Annotated in this window: 15 protein-coding genes; 3 read left to right on the top strand and 12 right to left on the bottom strand. The window is 71.5% G+C overall.

Translation table 11 applies throughout. From position 1 onward, the window contains the following. Positions 1 to 77 precede the first annotated feature (77 nt). On the top strand, positions 78 to 647 hold the full coding sequence (locus tag PKE75_RS07930; RefSeq protein WP_271168173.1) for a transglutaminase-like cysteine peptidase: 570 nt from the start codon (positions 78 to 80) through the stop codon (positions 645 to 647). A 276-nt stretch (positions 648 to 923) separates the two neighbouring features. Here PKE75_RS07930 and PKE75_RS07925 read toward each other — a convergent pair whose 3' ends face one another. From PKE75_RS07925 to ccmI, 9 genes are all read right to left on the bottom strand, one after another. Continuing rightward, entirely contained in the window at positions 924 to 1,454 is a 531-nt protein-coding gene (locus PKE75_RS07925; RefSeq protein ID WP_271168172.1) for a gamma carbonic anhydrase family protein, read from the bottom strand. A gap of 391 nt (positions 1,455 to 1,845) precedes the next feature. Beyond that, entirely contained in the window at positions 1,846 to 2,055 is a 210-nt protein-coding gene (locus tag PKE75_RS07920; RefSeq protein WP_271168171.1) for a DUF3126 family protein, read from the bottom strand. A gap of 112 nt (positions 2,056 to 2,167) precedes the next feature. After that, positions 2,168 to 3,616, bottom strand: a complete 1,449-nt coding sequence (locus tag PKE75_RS07915) for a sensor histidine kinase (protein WP_271168170.1) — start codon at positions 3,614 to 3,616, stop codon at positions 2,168 to 2,170. Further along, positions 3,600 to 4,292, bottom strand: coding sequence for a response regulator transcription factor (locus PKE75_RS07910; protein WP_271168169.1), 693 nt, complete (start codon positions 4,290 to 4,292; stop codon positions 3,600 to 3,602). Before PKE75_RS07910 ends, PKE75_RS07915 begins: the two co-directional genes overlap by 17 nt. Positions 4,293 to 4,483: 191 nt before the next feature. Further along, positions 4,484 to 6,046, bottom strand: a complete 1,563-nt coding sequence (locus PKE75_RS07905) for a Do family serine endopeptidase (protein ID WP_271168168.1) — start codon at positions 6,044 to 6,046, stop codon at positions 4,484 to 4,486. A gap of 130 nt (positions 6,047 to 6,176) precedes the next feature. Next, positions 6,177 to 6,671 (bottom strand): cytochrome c-type biogenesis protein, encoded by a 495-nt coding sequence (locus PKE75_RS07900; RefSeq protein WP_271168167.1) that lies wholly within the window; start codon positions 6,669 to 6,671, stop codon positions 6,177 to 6,179. 152 nt (positions 6,672 to 6,823) lie between these two features. Then, a complete protein-coding gene (locus PKE75_RS07895) occupies positions 6,824 to 8,809 on the bottom strand; it encodes a heme lyase CcmF/NrfE family subunit (RefSeq protein ID WP_271168166.1) in 1,986 nt (661 codons plus the stop codon). Then, on the bottom strand, positions 8,806 to 9,306 hold the full coding sequence (gene ccmE, locus PKE75_RS07890; RefSeq protein WP_271168165.1) for a cytochrome c maturation protein CcmE: 501 nt from the start codon (positions 9,304 to 9,306) through the stop codon (positions 8,806 to 8,808). Before ccmE ends, PKE75_RS07895 begins: the two co-directional genes overlap by 4 nt. Positions 9,307 to 9,317: 11 nt before the next feature. Beyond that, complete coding sequence (gene ccmI, locus PKE75_RS07885; RefSeq protein ID WP_271168164.1) at positions 9,318 to 10,442, bottom strand: c-type cytochrome biogenesis protein CcmI; 1,125 nt, start codon at positions 10,440 to 10,442, stop codon at positions 9,318 to 9,320. Positions 10,443 to 10,613: 171 nt separating this feature from the next. Here ccmI and PKE75_RS07880 point away from each other — a divergent pair, with 171 nt between their 5' ends. Both PKE75_RS07880 and PKE75_RS07875 read left to right on the top strand, forming a co-directional pair. Further along, on the top strand, positions 10,614 to 11,783 hold the full coding sequence (locus tag PKE75_RS07880; protein WP_271168163.1) for an NAD(P)/FAD-dependent oxidoreductase: 1,170 nt from the start codon (positions 10,614 to 10,616) through the stop codon (positions 11,781 to 11,783). Then, the gene (locus tag PKE75_RS07875; protein WP_271168162.1) at positions 11,780 to 13,459 is read left to right on the top strand and encodes an FAD-dependent oxidoreductase; all 1,680 of its coding nucleotides are present in this window, start codon (positions 11,780 to 11,782) and stop codon (positions 13,457 to 13,459) included. Before PKE75_RS07880 ends, PKE75_RS07875 begins: the two co-directional genes overlap by 4 nt. Before the next feature lie 21 nt (positions 13,460 to 13,480). On the opposite strand, the gene PKE75_RS07870 is transcribed toward PKE75_RS07875, so the two are convergent. The 3 genes from PKE75_RS07870 to PKE75_RS07860 all read right to left on the bottom strand — a co-directional run bounded on the left by PKE75_RS07870 (position 13,481) and on the right by PKE75_RS07860 (position 15,977). Further along, positions 13,481 to 14,890, bottom strand: coding sequence for a sensor histidine kinase (locus PKE75_RS07870; protein ID WP_271168532.1), 1,410 nt, complete (start codon positions 14,888 to 14,890; stop codon positions 13,481 to 13,483). Between the two features lie 35 nt (positions 14,891 to 14,925). Continuing rightward, positions 14,926 to 15,594 carry a response regulator transcription factor gene (locus PKE75_RS07865; protein WP_271168161.1) on the bottom strand — a complete coding sequence of 223 codons (669 nt, stop codon included), beginning with the start codon at positions 15,592 to 15,594 and terminating at the stop codon, positions 14,926 to 14,928. 77 nt (positions 15,595 to 15,671) lie between these two features. Beyond that, positions 15,672 to 15,977 (bottom strand): PepSY domain-containing protein, encoded by a 306-nt coding sequence (locus PKE75_RS07860; RefSeq protein WP_271168160.1) that lies wholly within the window; start codon positions 15,975 to 15,977, stop codon positions 15,672 to 15,674. Positions 15,978 to 16,156 lie beyond the last annotated feature (179 nt).

The following is a 16,156-nucleotide window of genomic DNA, read 5'->3' as shown; positions in this document are numbered from 1 at the left end:
GGGGATTGCAAATGCTCAATATGCTCAAGACTAAATCGATTTACATCTTGTTTGTACTGCTTTCTAGCGGATTCACCATGACGTCCGGCGCGCAGGCGCAGAACCTGACGGTGGCGATGGCGACCCCGATGCAGGTCGAGGGCGCCGGCAAGTCGCCGATGGGCTGGATCGATTTCTGCAAGTCGCACGCGGCCGATTGCGACGTGAAGCCGGCGAAGCCCACCAAGGTGCGCCTGACCGCCGCCCGCCTCAGCGAGCTCGACGGGATCAACCGCAAGGTCAACGCCGCGATCCAGCCGGTCACCGACCAGGAACTCTACGGCGTCGAGGAGAAGTGGACCTACCCCGTCGATAAGGGCGACTGCGAGGATTACGTGCTGCTGAAGCGCCGGATGCTGATGGACGCGGGCTGGCCGCGCCAGGCGCTGCTCATCACGGTCGTCCGCGATCTCAAGGGCGACGGCCACGCCGTGCTCACGGTCGTCACCGACCGCGGCGACTACGCGCTCGACAATCAGGCCGAGGACGTCAAGCCGTGGTTCGACACCGGCTACACCTACATCAAGCGCCAGAGCCAGGTTGATCCGAACGTGTGGGTGCTGCTCGGCGACGGCATCGGCCCGGTGGGCGTCGCCGCCGCCCCGTAACGCCCGCCACGACCTTCACGAACGCCTGCGGCCGGTCACGTCCCCCCGTCCCCCGACCGTCGCAGCCAGAGGCCGGCTCCCGCCAAGGAGCCGGCCTCGCTCTTTTCAGGAACTTGGCGCCGTCGGCGCCGCCGCGGTGTCCCGGCCTTGAACCGGGACCGAGACGCGGCGGTCTTGCATCAGAAGCGGCGCGGCTCCCGACCGATCGTGCTGACGTTTGGGGTATGGGTCCCGGCTAGAGGCCGGGACATCGCGCTTCCGCTTGGCGCGGCGCGCTCAGCCGATCTTCTTCATCTCTTCGCGGAAGCGGCGGCCGTTCGCGACGTAGCGGGCGGCGCCGCCGAGCTGACGGACCTCGAACTCGGGCCCGAGCGTCTTCACCGCGCGCGCGGGCGAGCCGATGATCATCGAAAAATCCGGGAACTCCTTGCCTTCGGTCACCAGCGCGCCGGCGCCGACGAGGCAGTGGTTTCCGATCCGGGCGCCGTTCAGCACGGTCGCGCCCATGCCGATCAGGGTGCAGTTCCCGATCGTGCAGCCATGGACGATGGCGCCGTGGCCGAGCGAGCTGTCCTCGCCGATGACCAGCGGGAAGCCCGGATCGGTGTGCAGGATGCAGCCGTCCTGGATGTTGGAGCGCTTGCCGAGTGTGATCCGCTCATTGTCGCCGCGCAGGACCGAGCCGAACCAGACGCTCGAATCCTCATCCAGAAACACGTCGCCGACGACGACCGCGCTCTCCGCGACGAAGAAGCGGCCATTGGCCGGCGTCCGGGGACTGCCCCCCCCAAGCGAATAAAGCGCCATATCGAAATCCCCCGATAAAGATCAGCCTGCGAAGGCCGACAGGGCCGCCGCGCCGAGAACCAGGCTCCAGACGCCGAGAACGACCGTCCCGACGGAGACGGCCCATGCGGGCGCCTGCCTCCCCGCATGAGATCGCGCGCCATGATATAGGCCGCGCCGATCGTGACCACCGTCACGGCGGCGAACGCCGTGACGTCAGGCTCGCGCAGCAGGCGGAAGCTCGCCCGCCGCTTCGTCGCCGCCTCGAAGCCCGAGGCCGCCGCCCGAGATCGAAAATCCCAGGGCGAGCGTCAGGCATCCAAGCAGAAACGACATGGGCGAGCGCCGCGTCGCGGCGCAGGGGCCGCAGGGCCGCCCGGCGCGAGACGCGGGCCGTCCCGTCGCGGGACGTTCACTCGAGATCGGTCTCGAGGATCGCCATCGAGAAGTTGTACGAGAGATCGCCGTCCTCGTCGTCGCGGAACACGACGCCGATGAACTCCTCGCCGAGATAGACCTCCGCCGAGTCGTCCTTGCGCGGGCGCGCCACGACGCGGAACGTCTGGTTCTGAAACAGCTTGCGCAGATAGCTCTGGACGCGGTCGAGCTCGCGTTTGTCCAACGTCGCCTCCTCTGGAAAGGGCTTTGGGGGATGGAGGGGGCCTGCGGCCCGCGTCCTCCTTGCTTGGGGCGAGGGCTTGCCACGCGAGGGCGCCGGAGGCAAGCGCTCCGGGCTATTCGGCGGCGGCCGGGCGCGGCGAAGCGAGTTTCGGCGTCTCCGCGGCTGCGAGGACGGCGTCCGCCGCCCGCGGCAGCGTCAGCGTCGCCCTCAGCCCCGGCGCATTGTCCTCTAGCGTCAGCGCGCCGCCGTGAAGGCGGGCGACGGCGGAGGCGAGCGCGAGGCCGAGGCCCGAGCCCGGCCGGGAGCGGCTGGTGTCGAGCCGCACGAAGCGCTCCATGGCGCGCGAACGGTCCTGCGGCGGGATGCCCGGCCCGCGGTCCGCCACCACGAGGCGCGCGTCGGCGCCGAGCGCCAGGGCCGAGACCGTCACCTCGCCCGGGCGGCCGTCGGTCGTGCCGTAGTTCAGCGCATTCTCCACAAGGTTGGCGACCACCTGGCCGATCAGCTCCCTGTTGCCCAGCACCCGGATCTGGCCGAGCGCCTCGACCGTGAGGCGCGCGCCGCGCTCCTCCGCCAGCGGCTCGTAGAGCTCGACGACGCCGCGCGCGACCTCGGCGACGTCGACCTCGGCGATCTGCCCGCGGGCGCCGCCGGATTCCGCCCGGGCGATCAGCAGCAGCGCGTCGAAGATGCGGATCATGCCCTCCGACTCCGCGATCACCTGCTCCATCGCGACCCGCCACTCCTCCTCGCCCGTCGCGGTGCGGAGCGCGGCCTCGGCGCGGTTCCTGAGGCGGGTCAGCGGCGTCTTGAGATCGTGGGCGATGTTGTCGGAGACCTCCTTCAGCCCCGCCATCAGCTCGTTGATGCGGTCCAGCATGGCGTTGGTCGCCTGCGCCAGACGGTCGAATTCGTCGTCGGAGCCGGTCACCGCGAGACGCCCCGAAAGGTCGCCCGCCATGATGGTGCGGCTGGTCTCCGTCATGGCGTCGAGACGCTTCAGCACGCGTTTGGCGACGAACACGCCGCCGGCGAGCCCCAGCACGACGACGAGCGCGAGCGACCATTGCACGGCGTTCGCGATCACGGCCGAAAGCCGCTCGCGCTCCTCCGTGTCGCGGCCGACGAGCAGGCGGTATCCGCCGGGCAGCAGGAACACCCGCACCACCGCGGGATAAGGCGCGGTCGTGGTCTCTCCGGTTCGCTGATAGGGGATCTCGCGCTCGCCAGCCTCGGCCAGCGAGGCGGCGGGCGCGGCGCTCACATTGCCCGCGAGCACCTCGCCGGAGAACGTCGTCAGCAGATAGAGCGAGCCGCCGGGCGAACGGTTGGAGCGCTCGTCGACCACCGCGACGAGCTTGCGGATGCCGCCCTGCCGGTACTGCTCGGCGAGGCCCGTGATCTCGGCGTTGACGGTGGCGTTGAGCTGGCCGGCGATCAGCGCGTTCGCGTGCCACGAGACATAGCCGAGCACGACCATCGACAGCGCGGCGAACACGACGAGATAGGCGAGCGCCAGCCTGAAGGCCGTGGTGCGTAGGAGCTTACCGAGCGCCGTCACGGATCATGTATCCCGCGCCGCGCACGGTGTGCAGCAGCGGCTTGTCGAAGCCCTTGTCGATCTTCGAACGGAGGCGGGAGACATGGACGTCGATCACGTTCGTCTGCGGGTCGAAATGATAGTCCCACACATTCTCGAGCAACATGGTGCGGGTGACCACCTGACCGGCGTTGCGCATCAGATATTCGAGCAGCCGGAACTCGCGCGGCTGCAGCGGAATGTCCTGTCCGGCGCGCGTGATGGTGTGCGACATGCGGTCGAGCTCGAGGTCCCCGACGCGGTAGACCGTCTCGGCGGCGGCGGGGCCGCCCCGGCGCGCCAGCGCCTCGACGCGGGCGAGCAGCTCCGCGAAGGCGTAAGGCTTGGTGAGGTAGTCGTCGCCGCCAGCCCGCAGCCCCTGCACGCGGTCGTCGACCTGGCCGAGCGCGGAGAGGATCAGCACCGGCGTCTTGGCGCCTTCCGCCCGCAGCCGGCCGATCAGCGACAGCCCGTCGAGCTTCGGCAGCATGCGGTCCACGACCAGCACGTCGTAAGTCTGCTCGGTCGCCCGGGCATAGCCGTCCAGGCCGTCGACGGCGTGGTCGGCGACGTGGCCTGCTTCGCTGAAGGCCTTCACCACATAGGCTGCGGCTTCGCGATCGTCTTCGATGATCAGGAGCTTCATCGCCGAGGTCATGGCGCGGCTCTCGTTGGACTGCAAGCGGGAGATCGGCCGGCGATCCAGTCCTGCGGAGCGGGGAAGACCCCGCAGGACCGGCGCTGAATCCGCGAAAGCGGCGGACGGTCGGGGGGGCCCGCCCGCCGCTCGCAGTCGAGGCCCGGACCGTCGCAGGGGCGGCGACGGATCCCGGCCAGGTCGACCAGGGCTCAGCCCTGGCCGATCTCGATCGCGACGAAGCGCGTCGCGTTATCGCGCTTGACGAGCAGGAGAACGGACTTCTTGCCGTCCTTCTGCGCGGCGTCGAGCGAGGAGGTGACGTCGGCGACGCTCGAGACCGACTTGCCGCCGACCTTCAGGATCACGTCGCCCTGCGCAAGCTTGCCCGCGGCCGAGCCGTCCTCATCGACGTTCGTCACCACGAGACCCTGGTCGCCGGCGCCCGCCATCTTGGAAGCGGGGGTGACCTCGATGCCGAGCTTCACCTTCGAGGAGCCGGCGTCGTCGTCGTTCTGGTCGTCGTTGAGCGAGGCCTTCTTCGGCTCGTCGGGGAGCGTGCCGAGCTTCAGCGACTTCGTCTCCTCCTTGCCGTCGCGCCAGATCGTCAGCGTGACGTCCTTGCCCGGATCCATCGACGCGATCTTGCGCGACAGCTCGCGCGCGCTGTCGATCGGCTCGCCGTCGACCTTGAGGATGGTGTCGCCGGACTTGAGGCCGGCCTTCTCGCCGGGCGTGCCCTTCTGGGCTTCGGCGACCAGCGCGCCCTGAGCCTTCGGCAGGCCGAGACTCTCGGCGATGTCGTCGGTGACGGGCTGGATCTGCACGCCGATATAGCCGCGGGCGATCGAGTTGCCAGTCTTCAGCTTCTCGACGATGCCGGTGGCCACTTCCGCCGGGATCGAGAAGGCGATGCCGACATTGCCGCCGGACGGCGAGTAGATCGCCGTGTTCACGCCGACGACTTCGCCCTTCAGGTTGAAGGTCGGGCCGCCGGAGTTGCCCTTGTTCACCGCCGCATCGATCTGCAGGAAGTCGTCATACGGGCCGGAGTTGATGTCGCGGCCGCGGGCCGAGACGATGCCGGCCGTGACCGAGCCGCCGAGACCGAACGGGTTGCCGACCGCGATCACCCAGTCGCCGACCCGCGGGCCTTCCGCGTCGCCGAACTTGACGTAAGGGAAGTCCTTGCGGTCGCCCTCGACCTTGAGCAGCGCGAGGTCGGTGCGGGCGTCGGTTCCGATGACCTTGGCTTTGTAGGTCGTGTTGTCGTCGGGAGCGAGCTCGACTTCCTTGGCGCCCTGGACGACGTGATTGTTGGTCACGACGTAGCCATCGGCCGAGATGAAGAAGCCCGAGCCCTGCGCCATGCCGAGATGTTTCTTCGGCTTCGGCGCGCCGCCCTGGCGGTTGTCGAAGAACTTCTTCAGGAACGGCTTCAGCTCGTCGGGAATCTGGCCCATGTCCGGACCGCCGCCGGGACCGCCGGCGTCCTCGTCATCGGCCGCGACGTTCTTCACGCGCACGCTGACGACGGCCGGCTTCACCCGGTCGACGACGTCGGCGAAGCTCGGCAGCGCCGGGCCGGCCTGCGGCTGGATCGCGGAGCTCTCGGCGAGCGCGGGCGTCGAGGAGATCATCGCCTGGCCGCCGAGGGCGCCGGCGACGCCGAGCGCGAGCGCCGAGGCGATCACGGTCTTGCGGCGCAGCGCCAGGAAGCCGCGCGCGGTGGACGGCTTGCTCTCGCCGGCCGGCTTGGATGAATCGATCGTCATTGCGATTGGGTCTCCGATCGGAAAAGCGTCTAGCCCCATATGGGCCGTGTCTTGCGGACATTCACGTAGGCGGCCTTACGGACGCCTGTCGGCGGGATGAATTATCGGTAAGACGTCCCGGACCGCGGTCTCAGATCGGCCGGGGGCCTTCCCCTTCTCGCGCAAGCAACGCCTCGAGACGGTCGCGCTCGGCCTCCGTCAGGCCGTCCGCCGGGGCGCTCCTGCGCCGCGAGCGCACCGCCCAGACGAGGTAACCGAGCAGGCCCGCGACCAGAAGCAGCGGCGCGAACCCCCACAGAAGCAGGGTTTCCAGGCGAAAACGCGGCCGAAGCAAAACAAAATCGCCGTAGCGGTCGGTGAGGAAGTCGAGCACGTGCTCGTCGCTGTCGCCAGCCTTGATGCGCTCGCGGACCAGCAGCCGTAAATCTTTCGCGAGCGTGGCGTCGCTGTCGTCGATCGACTGGTTCTGACAGACCATGCAGCGCAGTTCGCCGCCGAGCGCGCGCGCCCGGGCCTCGAGCGCGGGGTCGGCGAGCGCCTCGCCCGGCTGCACGGCGAATGCCGGCGCGGTCGAAAAGGCGAGGAGGATCGCGAAGAAAAAGCCGACAAAGGCGCGCGCCGTCACCGCTCGCCGGCGGGCGGAGGTCGGCGCGCAGCGCCGGCTGAGGGGGATCAGCCCGCTCCGGGAAACAGGCGCCCCCTCACCCGCTGGGCTCGCGCCTCGCGACCTCTCCTTACCGGGGAGAGGCGAGTAAGAGCGGGCGCGGCTGTCTCCGCTCATTCCGCGGGCTGCATCACGGGCGCGCGGCGGGCGGCCTTGCGCGGGGCGCCGACACGGAGGCGGCGGTCGGCGAGCGACAGGGCGCCGCCGAAGGCCATCACCACCGCGCCGAGCCAGATCAGCACGACCAGCGGCTTGTATTGCAGCCGAAGCCCCGTCGCGCCGTCGGTGCGCGCTTCCGCCATCGAGGCGTAAAGCTGCGAGACGCCGAAGGTCACGATGGACGATTCAGACAGGTCCATCTTCCGCGCCAGATAGAACCGGCGCCCGGGCTCGACCGTCGCGACCACGGCGCCGCCCTCGCGCACGGTCAGTTCGGCGACCGCGGAGCGGTAGTTCGCGCCGGGCCGCTGCTCGATCTTCTCGAAGGTCAGTTCGAAGCCGGCGAGCTTGACGGTTTCGCCGGGCCTCAGCGCGACCACCGCCTCGCTCGACCACGCCGAGGCCGCCACCACGCCGAGCAGCGTCACGCCGAGTCCGGCATGCGAAAACGCCCCGCCCCAGGTCGAGGTCGGCAGCCCGCGCGCGCGGCGGACGCTGTCGCCGAGGCCGATGCGGAAGATCTTCGTGCGCTCGGCGATCTCCGCGAAGGCGCCGACGATCGCGAACAGCGCAAGCCCGACTCCGACCGGCGCAAGCGTCGGCCCTCCCCGGACGAAGCCCGCGACCATCGCCGTCGCCACGATCGCGACGCCGAGCGCGACCGTGACCCCTTGCGCGGCCCGGAGCGCGTCGCCGCGCTTCCAGGCGAGCAGCGGCGCGAACGGCATGATCAGCAGCACCGGCAGCATGATCGGCCCGAAGGTCGCGTTGAAGAACGGCGCGCCGACCGAGATCTTCTCGCCGGTCGCGGCTTCGAGCGCGAGCGGATAGAGCGTGCCGATGAACACCGCCGCGCAGGCGGCCGTCAGGAAGATGTTGTTCAGCACCAGCGCGCCCTCACGGCTCACCGGCGCGAAGATGCCGCCCTGTCGAAGCACCGGGGCGCGCAGCGCATAGAGCGTCAGGCTGCCGCCGACGAATACGGTCAGGATCATCAGGATCGCGACGCCGCGGGCGGGATCGACCGCGAAGGCGTGGACCGACGTCAGCACGCCGGAGCGCACGAGGAAGGTGCCGAGCAGCGACAGCGCGAAGGTCAACAGCGCGAGCAGGATGGTCCAGATCTTGAGCGCCTCGCGCTTCTCCATCACGACAGCCGAATGCAGCAGCGCGGTGCCGGAGAGCCACGGCATCAGCGAGGCGTTCTCGACCGGATCCCAGAACCAGAAGCCGCCCCAGCCGAGCTCGTAATAGGCCCAGTAGGAGCCCATCGCGATGCCGAGCGTGAGGAAGCACCACGCCATCAGCGTCCAGGGCCGCACCCAGCGCGCCCAGGCGGCGTCGACCTTGCCCTCGATGAGGGCCGCCACCGCGAAGGAGAACGCCATCGAGAAGCCGACATAGCCGAGGTAGAGCAGCGGCGGATGGATCGCGAGGCCGGGATCCTGCAGCAGCGGGTTCAGGTCCTGTCCCTCGAGCGGCGCTGGGTTGACGCGCGCGAACGGGTTCGAGGTGATGAGCACGAACAGCAGGAACGCGGTCGAGATCATCGCCTGCACGGCGAGCACGTCGGCCTTGAGGCGGGCGGGCAGGTTGCGCCCGAACACGGCGACGAGCGCGCCGAACAGCACGAGGATCAGGATCCAGAGCAGCAGCGAGCCCTCGTGGTTCCCCCAGACGCCGGAGATCTTGTAGATCAGCGGCTTCGCCGAATGCGAGTTCTCGACGACGTTGACCAGCGAGAAGTCCGAGGTGACGTAGGCGTGCGTCAGCGCCGCGAACGAGATCGCGACCAGCAGGAACTGGGCGACGGCGAGCGGGCTCGCGAGCCCCATCAGCGCGGCGTCCCGGGACCGGGCGCCCCACAGCGGCAGCGTCGATTGCAGGATCGCGAGAGCGAGCGCGAGGACGAGCGCGTAATGGCCGGTTTCAGCGATCATTTGGGCTTCGCCCCGCCGGCGTCCGGACGCCACTCGCCTTGCGCCTTCAGGCGGTCGGCGACGTCCTTGGGCATGTAGTTCTCGTCGTGCTTGGCGAGCACGGAGTCGGCCTTGAACACGCCGTCCTGGCCGAGCGCCCCTTCGGCCACCACCCCCTGGCCCTCGCGGAACAGATCCGGCAGCAGGCCCGTGAAGGTGACGGGCAGATCGCTCTTCATGTCGGTCACGACGAAATGCGTGGTGGTTCCGTCATGCGTTACGGAGCCCTGCTTCACGAGACCGCCGAGCCGGAGCCTCGCGCCCGGCGCCTCGCCGCGCTCGGCGATCTCGCTCGGCGTGCGGAAGAACACCAGCGTGTCGCGGAAAGCGTTGAGGATCAGCGCGACCGCGCCGGCGAGCACGAGCGCGACGACGGCGAACAGCGCCATCCGGCGCCGTTTGCGGGCGCCCGCGCGGCGGCGCGGCGACGGGAAGCTTGTGGAAGCGTCGATCGTCATCCCGTTACCCTTTACGCGCCCCGCCCCTCGAGACCAAGTCCAAGGCCCAGCGCCTCGAGGCGCGCGGTCGCCCGGTCGTCGCCTGCGAATTTCTCCCGGGCGGCGGCGAGCGTCGCCTTCGCCTTGTCGTTGTCGCCGAGCGCCGCACGCGCCTTCACCAGGCGCAGCCACTCTCCGATGTCGCCGCCCTGTCCCGCGAGCCGATCGCCGAGCCCGTCGACCATCGCGCGCACCATCGCCATGCGCTCCTCGGGCGTCTTGCGCTCGTCGGACGACGTCACGGTCGGCATCGGCAGCGGCGGCACGTCGGCGAGGCGTTCGAGCTCGCCCTTGAGCGCGCTGAGGTAAGGCGCGTCGGGCGCAGCCTTTTCGAACAGCGGCCTGAGATGGCCGAGCGCGGCGGCGGGATCGCCGTCCTGCTCGGCCGCGCGCGAGAGATAGAGCGCGCCCTTGATCGAAGGCTTGTCGGATTTCACCGAGCGCTCGAAGGCCGCCCGCGCTTCGGCCGTCACGACGCCGTCGGCGGCCGCGTAGAGCGCCTCGCCGAGGTCGGCCTCGCGGTCGGGCGAGGAGCCCTCGATGCGGATGATGTTGGCGTAGGCGTCCGCCGCGTCCTCCGCGCGGCCGAGCCTGAGGTAGATCGGCGCGACCACGGTCCAGCCGCGGGCGTCGTCCGGGTTGTTCGCGAGCGCCGCTTCGACGCGGGAGACGAGATCGACGACCCGCTGTCTTTCGGGATTCGCATTGAGGCGGGCGGCGAGCGGGAGGTCGGGCATCTCCGGGCGTCCCAGAGCGCCATAGCCGCCGAGCGCGATCAGCGGAACGCCGACGAGCGCCGCGGCTGCGGCCAGCCTGCGCCGACGGTCGGCGCGCGTGGCAGGCCCGGCGGCCGCCTCTTCGCGATCGGAAGCGCCGATCAGGCGCCGCGCCACCTCGGTCCGGGCCCCCTCCGCCTCGCGCTCGTCGATCAGCCCGCGGGCCTGGTCGCGCGAAATCTCGTCGAGCTGGTCGCGATAGACGGCGGCGTCGGCCGCTTCGGCCGGGCCGCCGGCGGCGCGATGACGCGCAAGGGACGCGAGCACGACGAAGATCGCCGCGCCGGTCATCGCTGCGACCGTCACCCAGAGAGCCGTCATTGCACCCGTTTCCTTCCCCGGCCTCACATAGAGAGGTTCCAGCCTGTCGAGAAGAGACACGCCGTCGCGTCGCGGAAAACCTATGAATCCGTCGCAAGCGGGATGAACCGCGGCGCAGGCCGCTGTAGGTTGGGCCGACTCCGCCCTCCGGTTCGGACAGACGACCAGCCCTTGTTCCGCCGCGCTCTCTCCTCCGCCCTGCTGCGTCCTTCGCGCCCCGCGCAGGGACGGCCGACGCATCCCGACCGCCTCGCCTCCGACGCCGCTTACGACGTCGTCGTGGTCGGCGGCGGCGTGCGTGCGCTCGCAATCGCCCGGGCCTGCGCGAACGAGGGCGCCGCAGTCGCGCTGTTCGCGCCGGACGAGATCGCCGGCTCACCCGACGAACGCGCCTGGCCCGTGGTCCGCGCGGCGCACCGCGACCGCCTTCGCATGCTTTGCGAGGTCCGCGCGCCGAAGCGAGCGAGGAACCTGCTCCGCCGGCTGCCCTCCCCCGTGGCGCTCGACGCGACGGGGTGCCTGACGCTCTCGGTCTCCGCCTCCGACAGCGAGGCGCTTGGCGCAGCGGCCGCGGCGGCGAAGGCGGCGGGCGTCGCCGCGTGGATGGTGCCCCCGCTCGAGGTCGCGGCGCTCAGCCCGCCGCTCGGCTCCGGCGCGGGGCTCGCCGTCGCGCTCTACGAGCCCGGCGCGGTTACGCTCGACGCCGACGCGCTCGCCTTCGCGCTGGCCGACGCCGCGGCGGCCGCCGGCGCCGCCCTGTTCGCGGCGACGCCGGTGACGCGGCTCGAGCGGAACGGCGCGGAGGTGGTCGGCGTCCGGCTGGGCGACCGCCTGGTGTCCGCACGCTCGGTGGTCCTGGCCGACGATTTCGCCGCCATCCGGCTGGTCCGGGAGGGCAAGGGACGGCTGTCCCTCAAGCGCGAGGAGCGGCAGACGCTCGCCGTCGAGGCCGGCGGCCCGGCGCTCGGGCCGGCCCTGGTCATCGACGACCTGACGCTGTCGCGCGACATCTCCGGCGTCCTCACGGTGTCCGGCCCCCTCGGGGGCGACTCCCTTGCGCGGCGGCTGGTGGATGTCGCGCCCTCGCTTGCGGGCAGCGTCGTGACGGGGGAAGAGCCGGTGACGACATGGACGGGGATCGACGGCGCGGCGCAGATCGGGGCGGCAGAGATTCCCGGACTCTGGCTCGCGCTCGGCTTCGGCCGCGACGCGCTGTCGGGGGCGGTGCCGGCGGCGCGCCACGTCGTCGCCCTGCTGTTCGGCCTCGCCACCGACCCCGCGATGGCGCCGTTCGCGCCGACCCGCCGGCCGCATCTCCGCGAACGGGAGCCGGCGCGATGAGCGGACCGTACCGTCTGCCGGCGTCCGCGGATCGGCGCTTCGGCGCGGCGATCGACCGCGACGAGCCGGTCGGCTTTCGCTTCGCGGGACGCTCCTGTTCGGGCTTCTACGGCGACACGCTGGCGAGCGCCCTGCTCGCCGGAGCCGCGCCGCGCTGGGGCGCGAGCCCCCTGCTCGGCCGTCCCAGGGCGCTGGCCGCCCTCGGCCTCGAAGACATCGCCCTCGTCGCTCTCGAGGACGATTCCGGGGCGTGGGCCGGGGTGTCGGGCGACGAGATCGCGATCCGCGAAGGGCTCGCGGCGCGACCGCTCCGCTCGGCCGCCGAGGCTTCGTTCGGTCGCCTCGCGCCGCGACTCGCGCTCGAGCGGCTGAGACGCGTCCTGCCGCTGCCGGCCCCTCGCCTGCCGCCGACCGAGCCATCGCCCGACGCCCGCCGCGAAACCTGCGACGTCGTCGTGGTGGGCGCGGGCCTCGCGGGCCTTGCGGCGGCCGCGGCCGCGCGGGCCGCCGGGCTCAGCGTGGTCGTTCTCGAGGCGTCGTTCCGGGCGGGAGGCGCCGCGGACCTGTTCGACGGTCGCATCGACGGCCGCGCGCCCGGCCAGTGGGCGACCCGGCAGGCGGCGGCCCTCGCCGACCGCAGCGCGCTGACGCTCGGCGCGACAGCGATCGCGGTGGAGGCCGACGGATCGGTCGTCGCCGTCGAGCGGGTCGACCCGAGGAAGCCCGGCCGCGTCGCCGTGCGGGTGGTCTCGGCCGGCGCCGTGGTGCTTGCGACCGGCGTCCGCGAGCGCCCGCTCGCCTTTCGCGACAACGACCGCCCGGGGGTGATGAACTCGCTCGCCGTCCGGGCGCTTCTCCGCCGCCACGCGGTCGCGCCCGGCGAAAGCGTCGTGGTCGCGACGCTTTCCGACGACGGCTATCGCACGGCGATCGACCTCAGCGAGGCCGGCGTCTCGGTGAAGATGGTGATCGACGCGCGGGAGGATCCGCAAGGGCCGGCGATCGACCTCGCGAAGGCGATGGGGGTTCCGCTCAGCTTCGCGAGCGTGGTCACTGGCGTCGACTACGACGAGCAGGACAGCCACGTCGTCGCCGTCCACGCCGCCAACCGGTTCGGCGAGGGGGCGGCCTCCGCGGCGCGCAGCTTCACGGTCGACGGGCTGGTCGTCTCCGGCGGCTTCGCGCCGCGCGACGAGTTGCTGGCGCGCTCCGGGCTCGGACCGGATGAGGGGCTCTTCTCGGCGCAGGGGGGATCGGGCGTGGGAGACGCGATCGCCGCGGGCTGGGCCGCGGGCTCGGCCGCCGCGCGTCACCTGTTCGCGGAGCCCACGCGCGACGCTCCGGTCGTCGAGGCGGTCCGGGACGAGCCGGACGGCCCGGTCGCGGCTTATCTCGGCCGCCTGACCGCCGAGGACGCGGCGAGCGCCTTCGTCGATTTCGGCGCGGACATCACGGCGGCCGACATCGCGGAGGCGATCGGCCAGGGCGCGGACGGGCCGCAGGCGCTCTCCCGCCGGATCGGCCTCGGCCTCGGAGGCGACGCCGGCAGGTTCTCCGCCGACCTGCCGTCTCACGCCTTCGCGGCCGCCGGCGCCCGTGGCGCGCCTCCGCCGCCCTCGCCGGGCCGTCCGACGCTCGGCCTGATGGCCGCGCGTGCGAGCCTGCGCGAGGATTGAAGAGCAGCGGCGGCGCAGGTCTTACGCCGCCGGCAGCTCGAGGTCGCAGCGCAGGCCGCCCGACGGCGCGCGGTCGAGCGAAAGCCGGCCGCCATACATCGCGGCGAGGTCGCTGACGATCGCAAGCCCCAGCCCCGAGCCCGGCTTGGTCTCGTCGAGCCTCCGCCCACGACGCAGCACCTCCTCGCGCTGGCCGTCGTCGAGGCCCGGACCGTCGTCGTCGACGAGCACGCGGAACCTCGCCCGGCCGGCGTCGACGGCCGCCACGGACGAGGCCGCGATCAGGACGGTCGTAGCCGCCCATTTGCAGGCGTTGTCGACGAGATTGCCGACCATCTCCTCGAGATCCTGACGCTCACCGCGGAACCGCAGCGGTTCGCTGAGAGCGACCTCCACCGTGAGATCGCGGTCGCGGTGGACCTTCTCCATCGTGCGGGCGAGCGCCTCGAGCGCCGGCTTCACCTCGGCGGTCTCGCCCGCGAAGGCGACGCCCGCAGACAGGCGGGCGCGCTCGAGGTGATGATCGATCTGCCGGCGCATCAGGGTGGCCTGCTCGCGGACCTTCTGCGCGAACGGGTCGTCGCCGGCGTCCGCCTCGTTCGCAATGACCGACAGCGGCGTCTTCAGACCGTGGGCGAGGTTTCCGACATGGGTGCGCGCGCGCTCGACGATCTCGCGGTTCGATTCGAGCAGCGCGTTGAGCTCGCCCGCGAGCGGCGCGATCTCCTTCGGGAAGGCGCCGTCGAGCCGCGAGCGGCCGCCGGCGCGCACCTCCGCGAGCTGCGAGCGGATGCGCCTGAGCGGCCTCAGACCGAACGTGACCTGGAACCAGGTCGTCACCAGCAGGCCGATGCCGAGGGCGAGGAAGCTGATGAGCAGGGCGACGTTGAAGTCGGCGATGTCCTTGTCGATCTCGTCCGCCGCCGCCGCGATCGCGATCAGGTAGCGGCCGTCCTGGCCGAGGTCGACGGTGCGCTCGACCACGCGGAGCCGCTGCTCGTCCGGCCCGCGCGCATAGCCTTCGCGGGTGCCGACGATCGTCTCGCCGACGCCGAGATCGGCGAGCCGCGGCAGCTGGCCCTCGAACAGCGACTTCGAGGTGGTGGATTCCGGCGGGTCGCGATCGATGCGGGTGATCTGCCAGTACCAGCCGGAAAGCGGGAGGTCGAAGCGCGGCTCGCCGAACGACCCGGGATCCTCGCGCCCGAAGGCGCCGTCCGCGACCGCCGCGACCAGCGTCTTGAGATAGACGTGGAGCCGCTGGTCGAAGCCCCGCTCGACCGAGCGGGTGTAATAGGAAGACAGCGTCACGCCGCCGATCAGCAGCACGGCCCCCGCCCACAGCGCGGCCGACACGAACAGCCGGGACGCGACCGAGGCGACATGCGGCCGCCGAGCTCCGGCGGCGGTCGGGCCCTGGGTCTTGCCGATCGTTCCGGGCGCGGCCGGATGGTCGGCCGGCGCGCTCACGCCGGTTCTGGCGGGGCGAGCAGGTAGCCGAGCCCGCGCACGGTCTGGATGATCTCGGCGCCGAGCTTCTTGCGCAGGCGGCCGACGAACACCTCGATCGTGTTGGAGTCGCGGTCGAAGTCCTGATCGTAGAGATGCTCGACCAGCTCGGTGCGCGACACCACCCTGCCCTGATGGTGCATGAGATAGGCGAGCAGGCGATACTCGTGCGAGGTCAGGCGGATGTTGCGGCCGTCGACGCTCACGCGGCCCGCGCGGGTGTCGAGCCGCACCGGCCCGCAGAGCATCTCGCTCGAGGCGTGCCCGCTGGCGCGCCGCAGCAGCGCGCGGACGCGGGCCAGGATCTCCTCCATGTGGAAGGGCTTCGCGACATAGTCGTCGGCGCCGGCGTCGAAGCCCTGCACCTTGTCCGACCACCGGTCGCGGGCGGTCAGGATCAGCACCGGGGCCGCCTTGCCGTCCCGCCGCCACTGCTCCAGCACGCTGATGCCGTCCATCTTCGGCAGGCCGATGTCGAGCACGATCGCGTCATAGGGCTCGGTGTCGCCGAGGAAGTGGCCTTCCTCGCCGTCGAAAGCGCGGTCGACGGCGTAGCCCGCGTCTTCGAGGGCGGTGACGATCTGGCGGTTGAGGTCGGGGTCGTCCTCGACGACGAGCAGACGCATGGGATCGTGGCCTCGTTCGGATCAGCGGCTTATTATGGCGGAGCGCGGCCGCGGCGTCGCGCCTTGCGGCTCGGCGGTCATCTCACCCCGACCAGCTTGCCGTTCGAGGCGTCGACCCGGACGCGGGCGACGCGGCCGTTCGTGTTGAGCAGGGTCAGCTCGTAGGCGAGCCTGCCGTCATAGGTGCAGAGCTTGTAGTCGATCACCTCGCCGTCCCACGCGTCTCGCGCGACGCGCACGGCCTCCGCGAGCGAGACGGCGCGCTTCTGCAGGGTGGCGCTCCGCGCGTCCCTGGCGGACAGGCAATCGACGCCGCCGCCGGGGTCGGCGCCGCGCGCCGCGGCGCGGGCGCGCTCCAGCCCCTGGAATCGCGGGTCCGCCATGCGTGCGGGCGGTCGGTCGCGGTCCCCGCCGCGCGCGTCGCCGTCATGGTCCCGCGACGCGGCGCGGGCGCGCTCCGGTCCGGACTCGTCGTGCTGCGGCGGGAGCCGGGAGGGCGCGTCGGGAGGCGGAGGCGCCGGCTCTCCCGAAATGACGGCTGCGCACGTCCCGAAGACCAGGA

The organism is Hansschlegelia plantiphila (assembly GCF_027922265.1).
Classification (GTDB): Bacteria; Pseudomonadota; Alphaproteobacteria; order Rhizobiales; family Methylopilaceae; genus Methylopila; species Methylopila plantiphila.
This window is presented reverse-complemented; position numbering and strand designations above follow the sequence as displayed.

What these genes read in the sequence shown, in the direction of transcription:
- PKE75_RS07930 (WP_271168173.1), top strand. Translation starts at nt 78, where the DNA reads ATGACGTCCGGCGCGCAGGCGCAGAACCTGACGGTGGCGATGGCGACC.
- PKE75_RS07925 (WP_271168172.1), bottom strand. Translation starts at nt 1,454, where the DNA reads ATGGCGCTTTATTCGCTTGGGGGGGGCAGTCCCCGGACGCCGGCCAAT.
- PKE75_RS07910 (WP_271168169.1), bottom strand. Translation starts at nt 4,292, where the DNA reads ATGACCTCGGCGATGAAGCTCCTGATCATCGAAGACGATCGCGAAGCC.
- PKE75_RS07905 (WP_271168168.1), bottom strand. Translation starts at nt 6,046, where the DNA reads ATGACGATCGATTCATCCAAGCCGGCCGGCGAGAGCAAGCCGTCCACC.
- PKE75_RS07895 (WP_271168166.1), bottom strand. Translation starts at nt 8,809, where the DNA reads ATGATCGCTGAAACCGGCCATTACGCGCTCGTCCTCGCGCTCGCTCTC.
- ccmE (WP_271168165.1), bottom strand. Translation starts at nt 9,306, where the DNA reads ATGACGATCGACGCTTCCACAAGCTTCCCGTCGCCGCGCCGCCGCGCG.
- ccmI (WP_271168164.1), bottom strand. Translation starts at nt 10,442, where the DNA reads ATGACGGCTCTCTGGGTGACGGTCGCAGCGATGACCGGCGCGGCGATC.
- PKE75_RS07875 (WP_271168162.1), top strand. Translation starts at nt 11,780, where the DNA reads ATGAGCGGACCGTACCGTCTGCCGGCGTCCGCGGATCGGCGCTTCGGC.
- PKE75_RS07865 (WP_271168161.1), bottom strand. Translation starts at nt 15,594, where the DNA reads ATGCGTCTGCTCGTCGTCGAGGACGACCCCGACCTCAACCGCCAGATC.
- PKE75_RS07860 (WP_271168160.1), bottom strand. Translation starts at nt 15,977, where the DNA reads ATGGCGGACCCGCGATTCCAGGGGCTGGAGCGCGCCCGCGCCGCGGCG.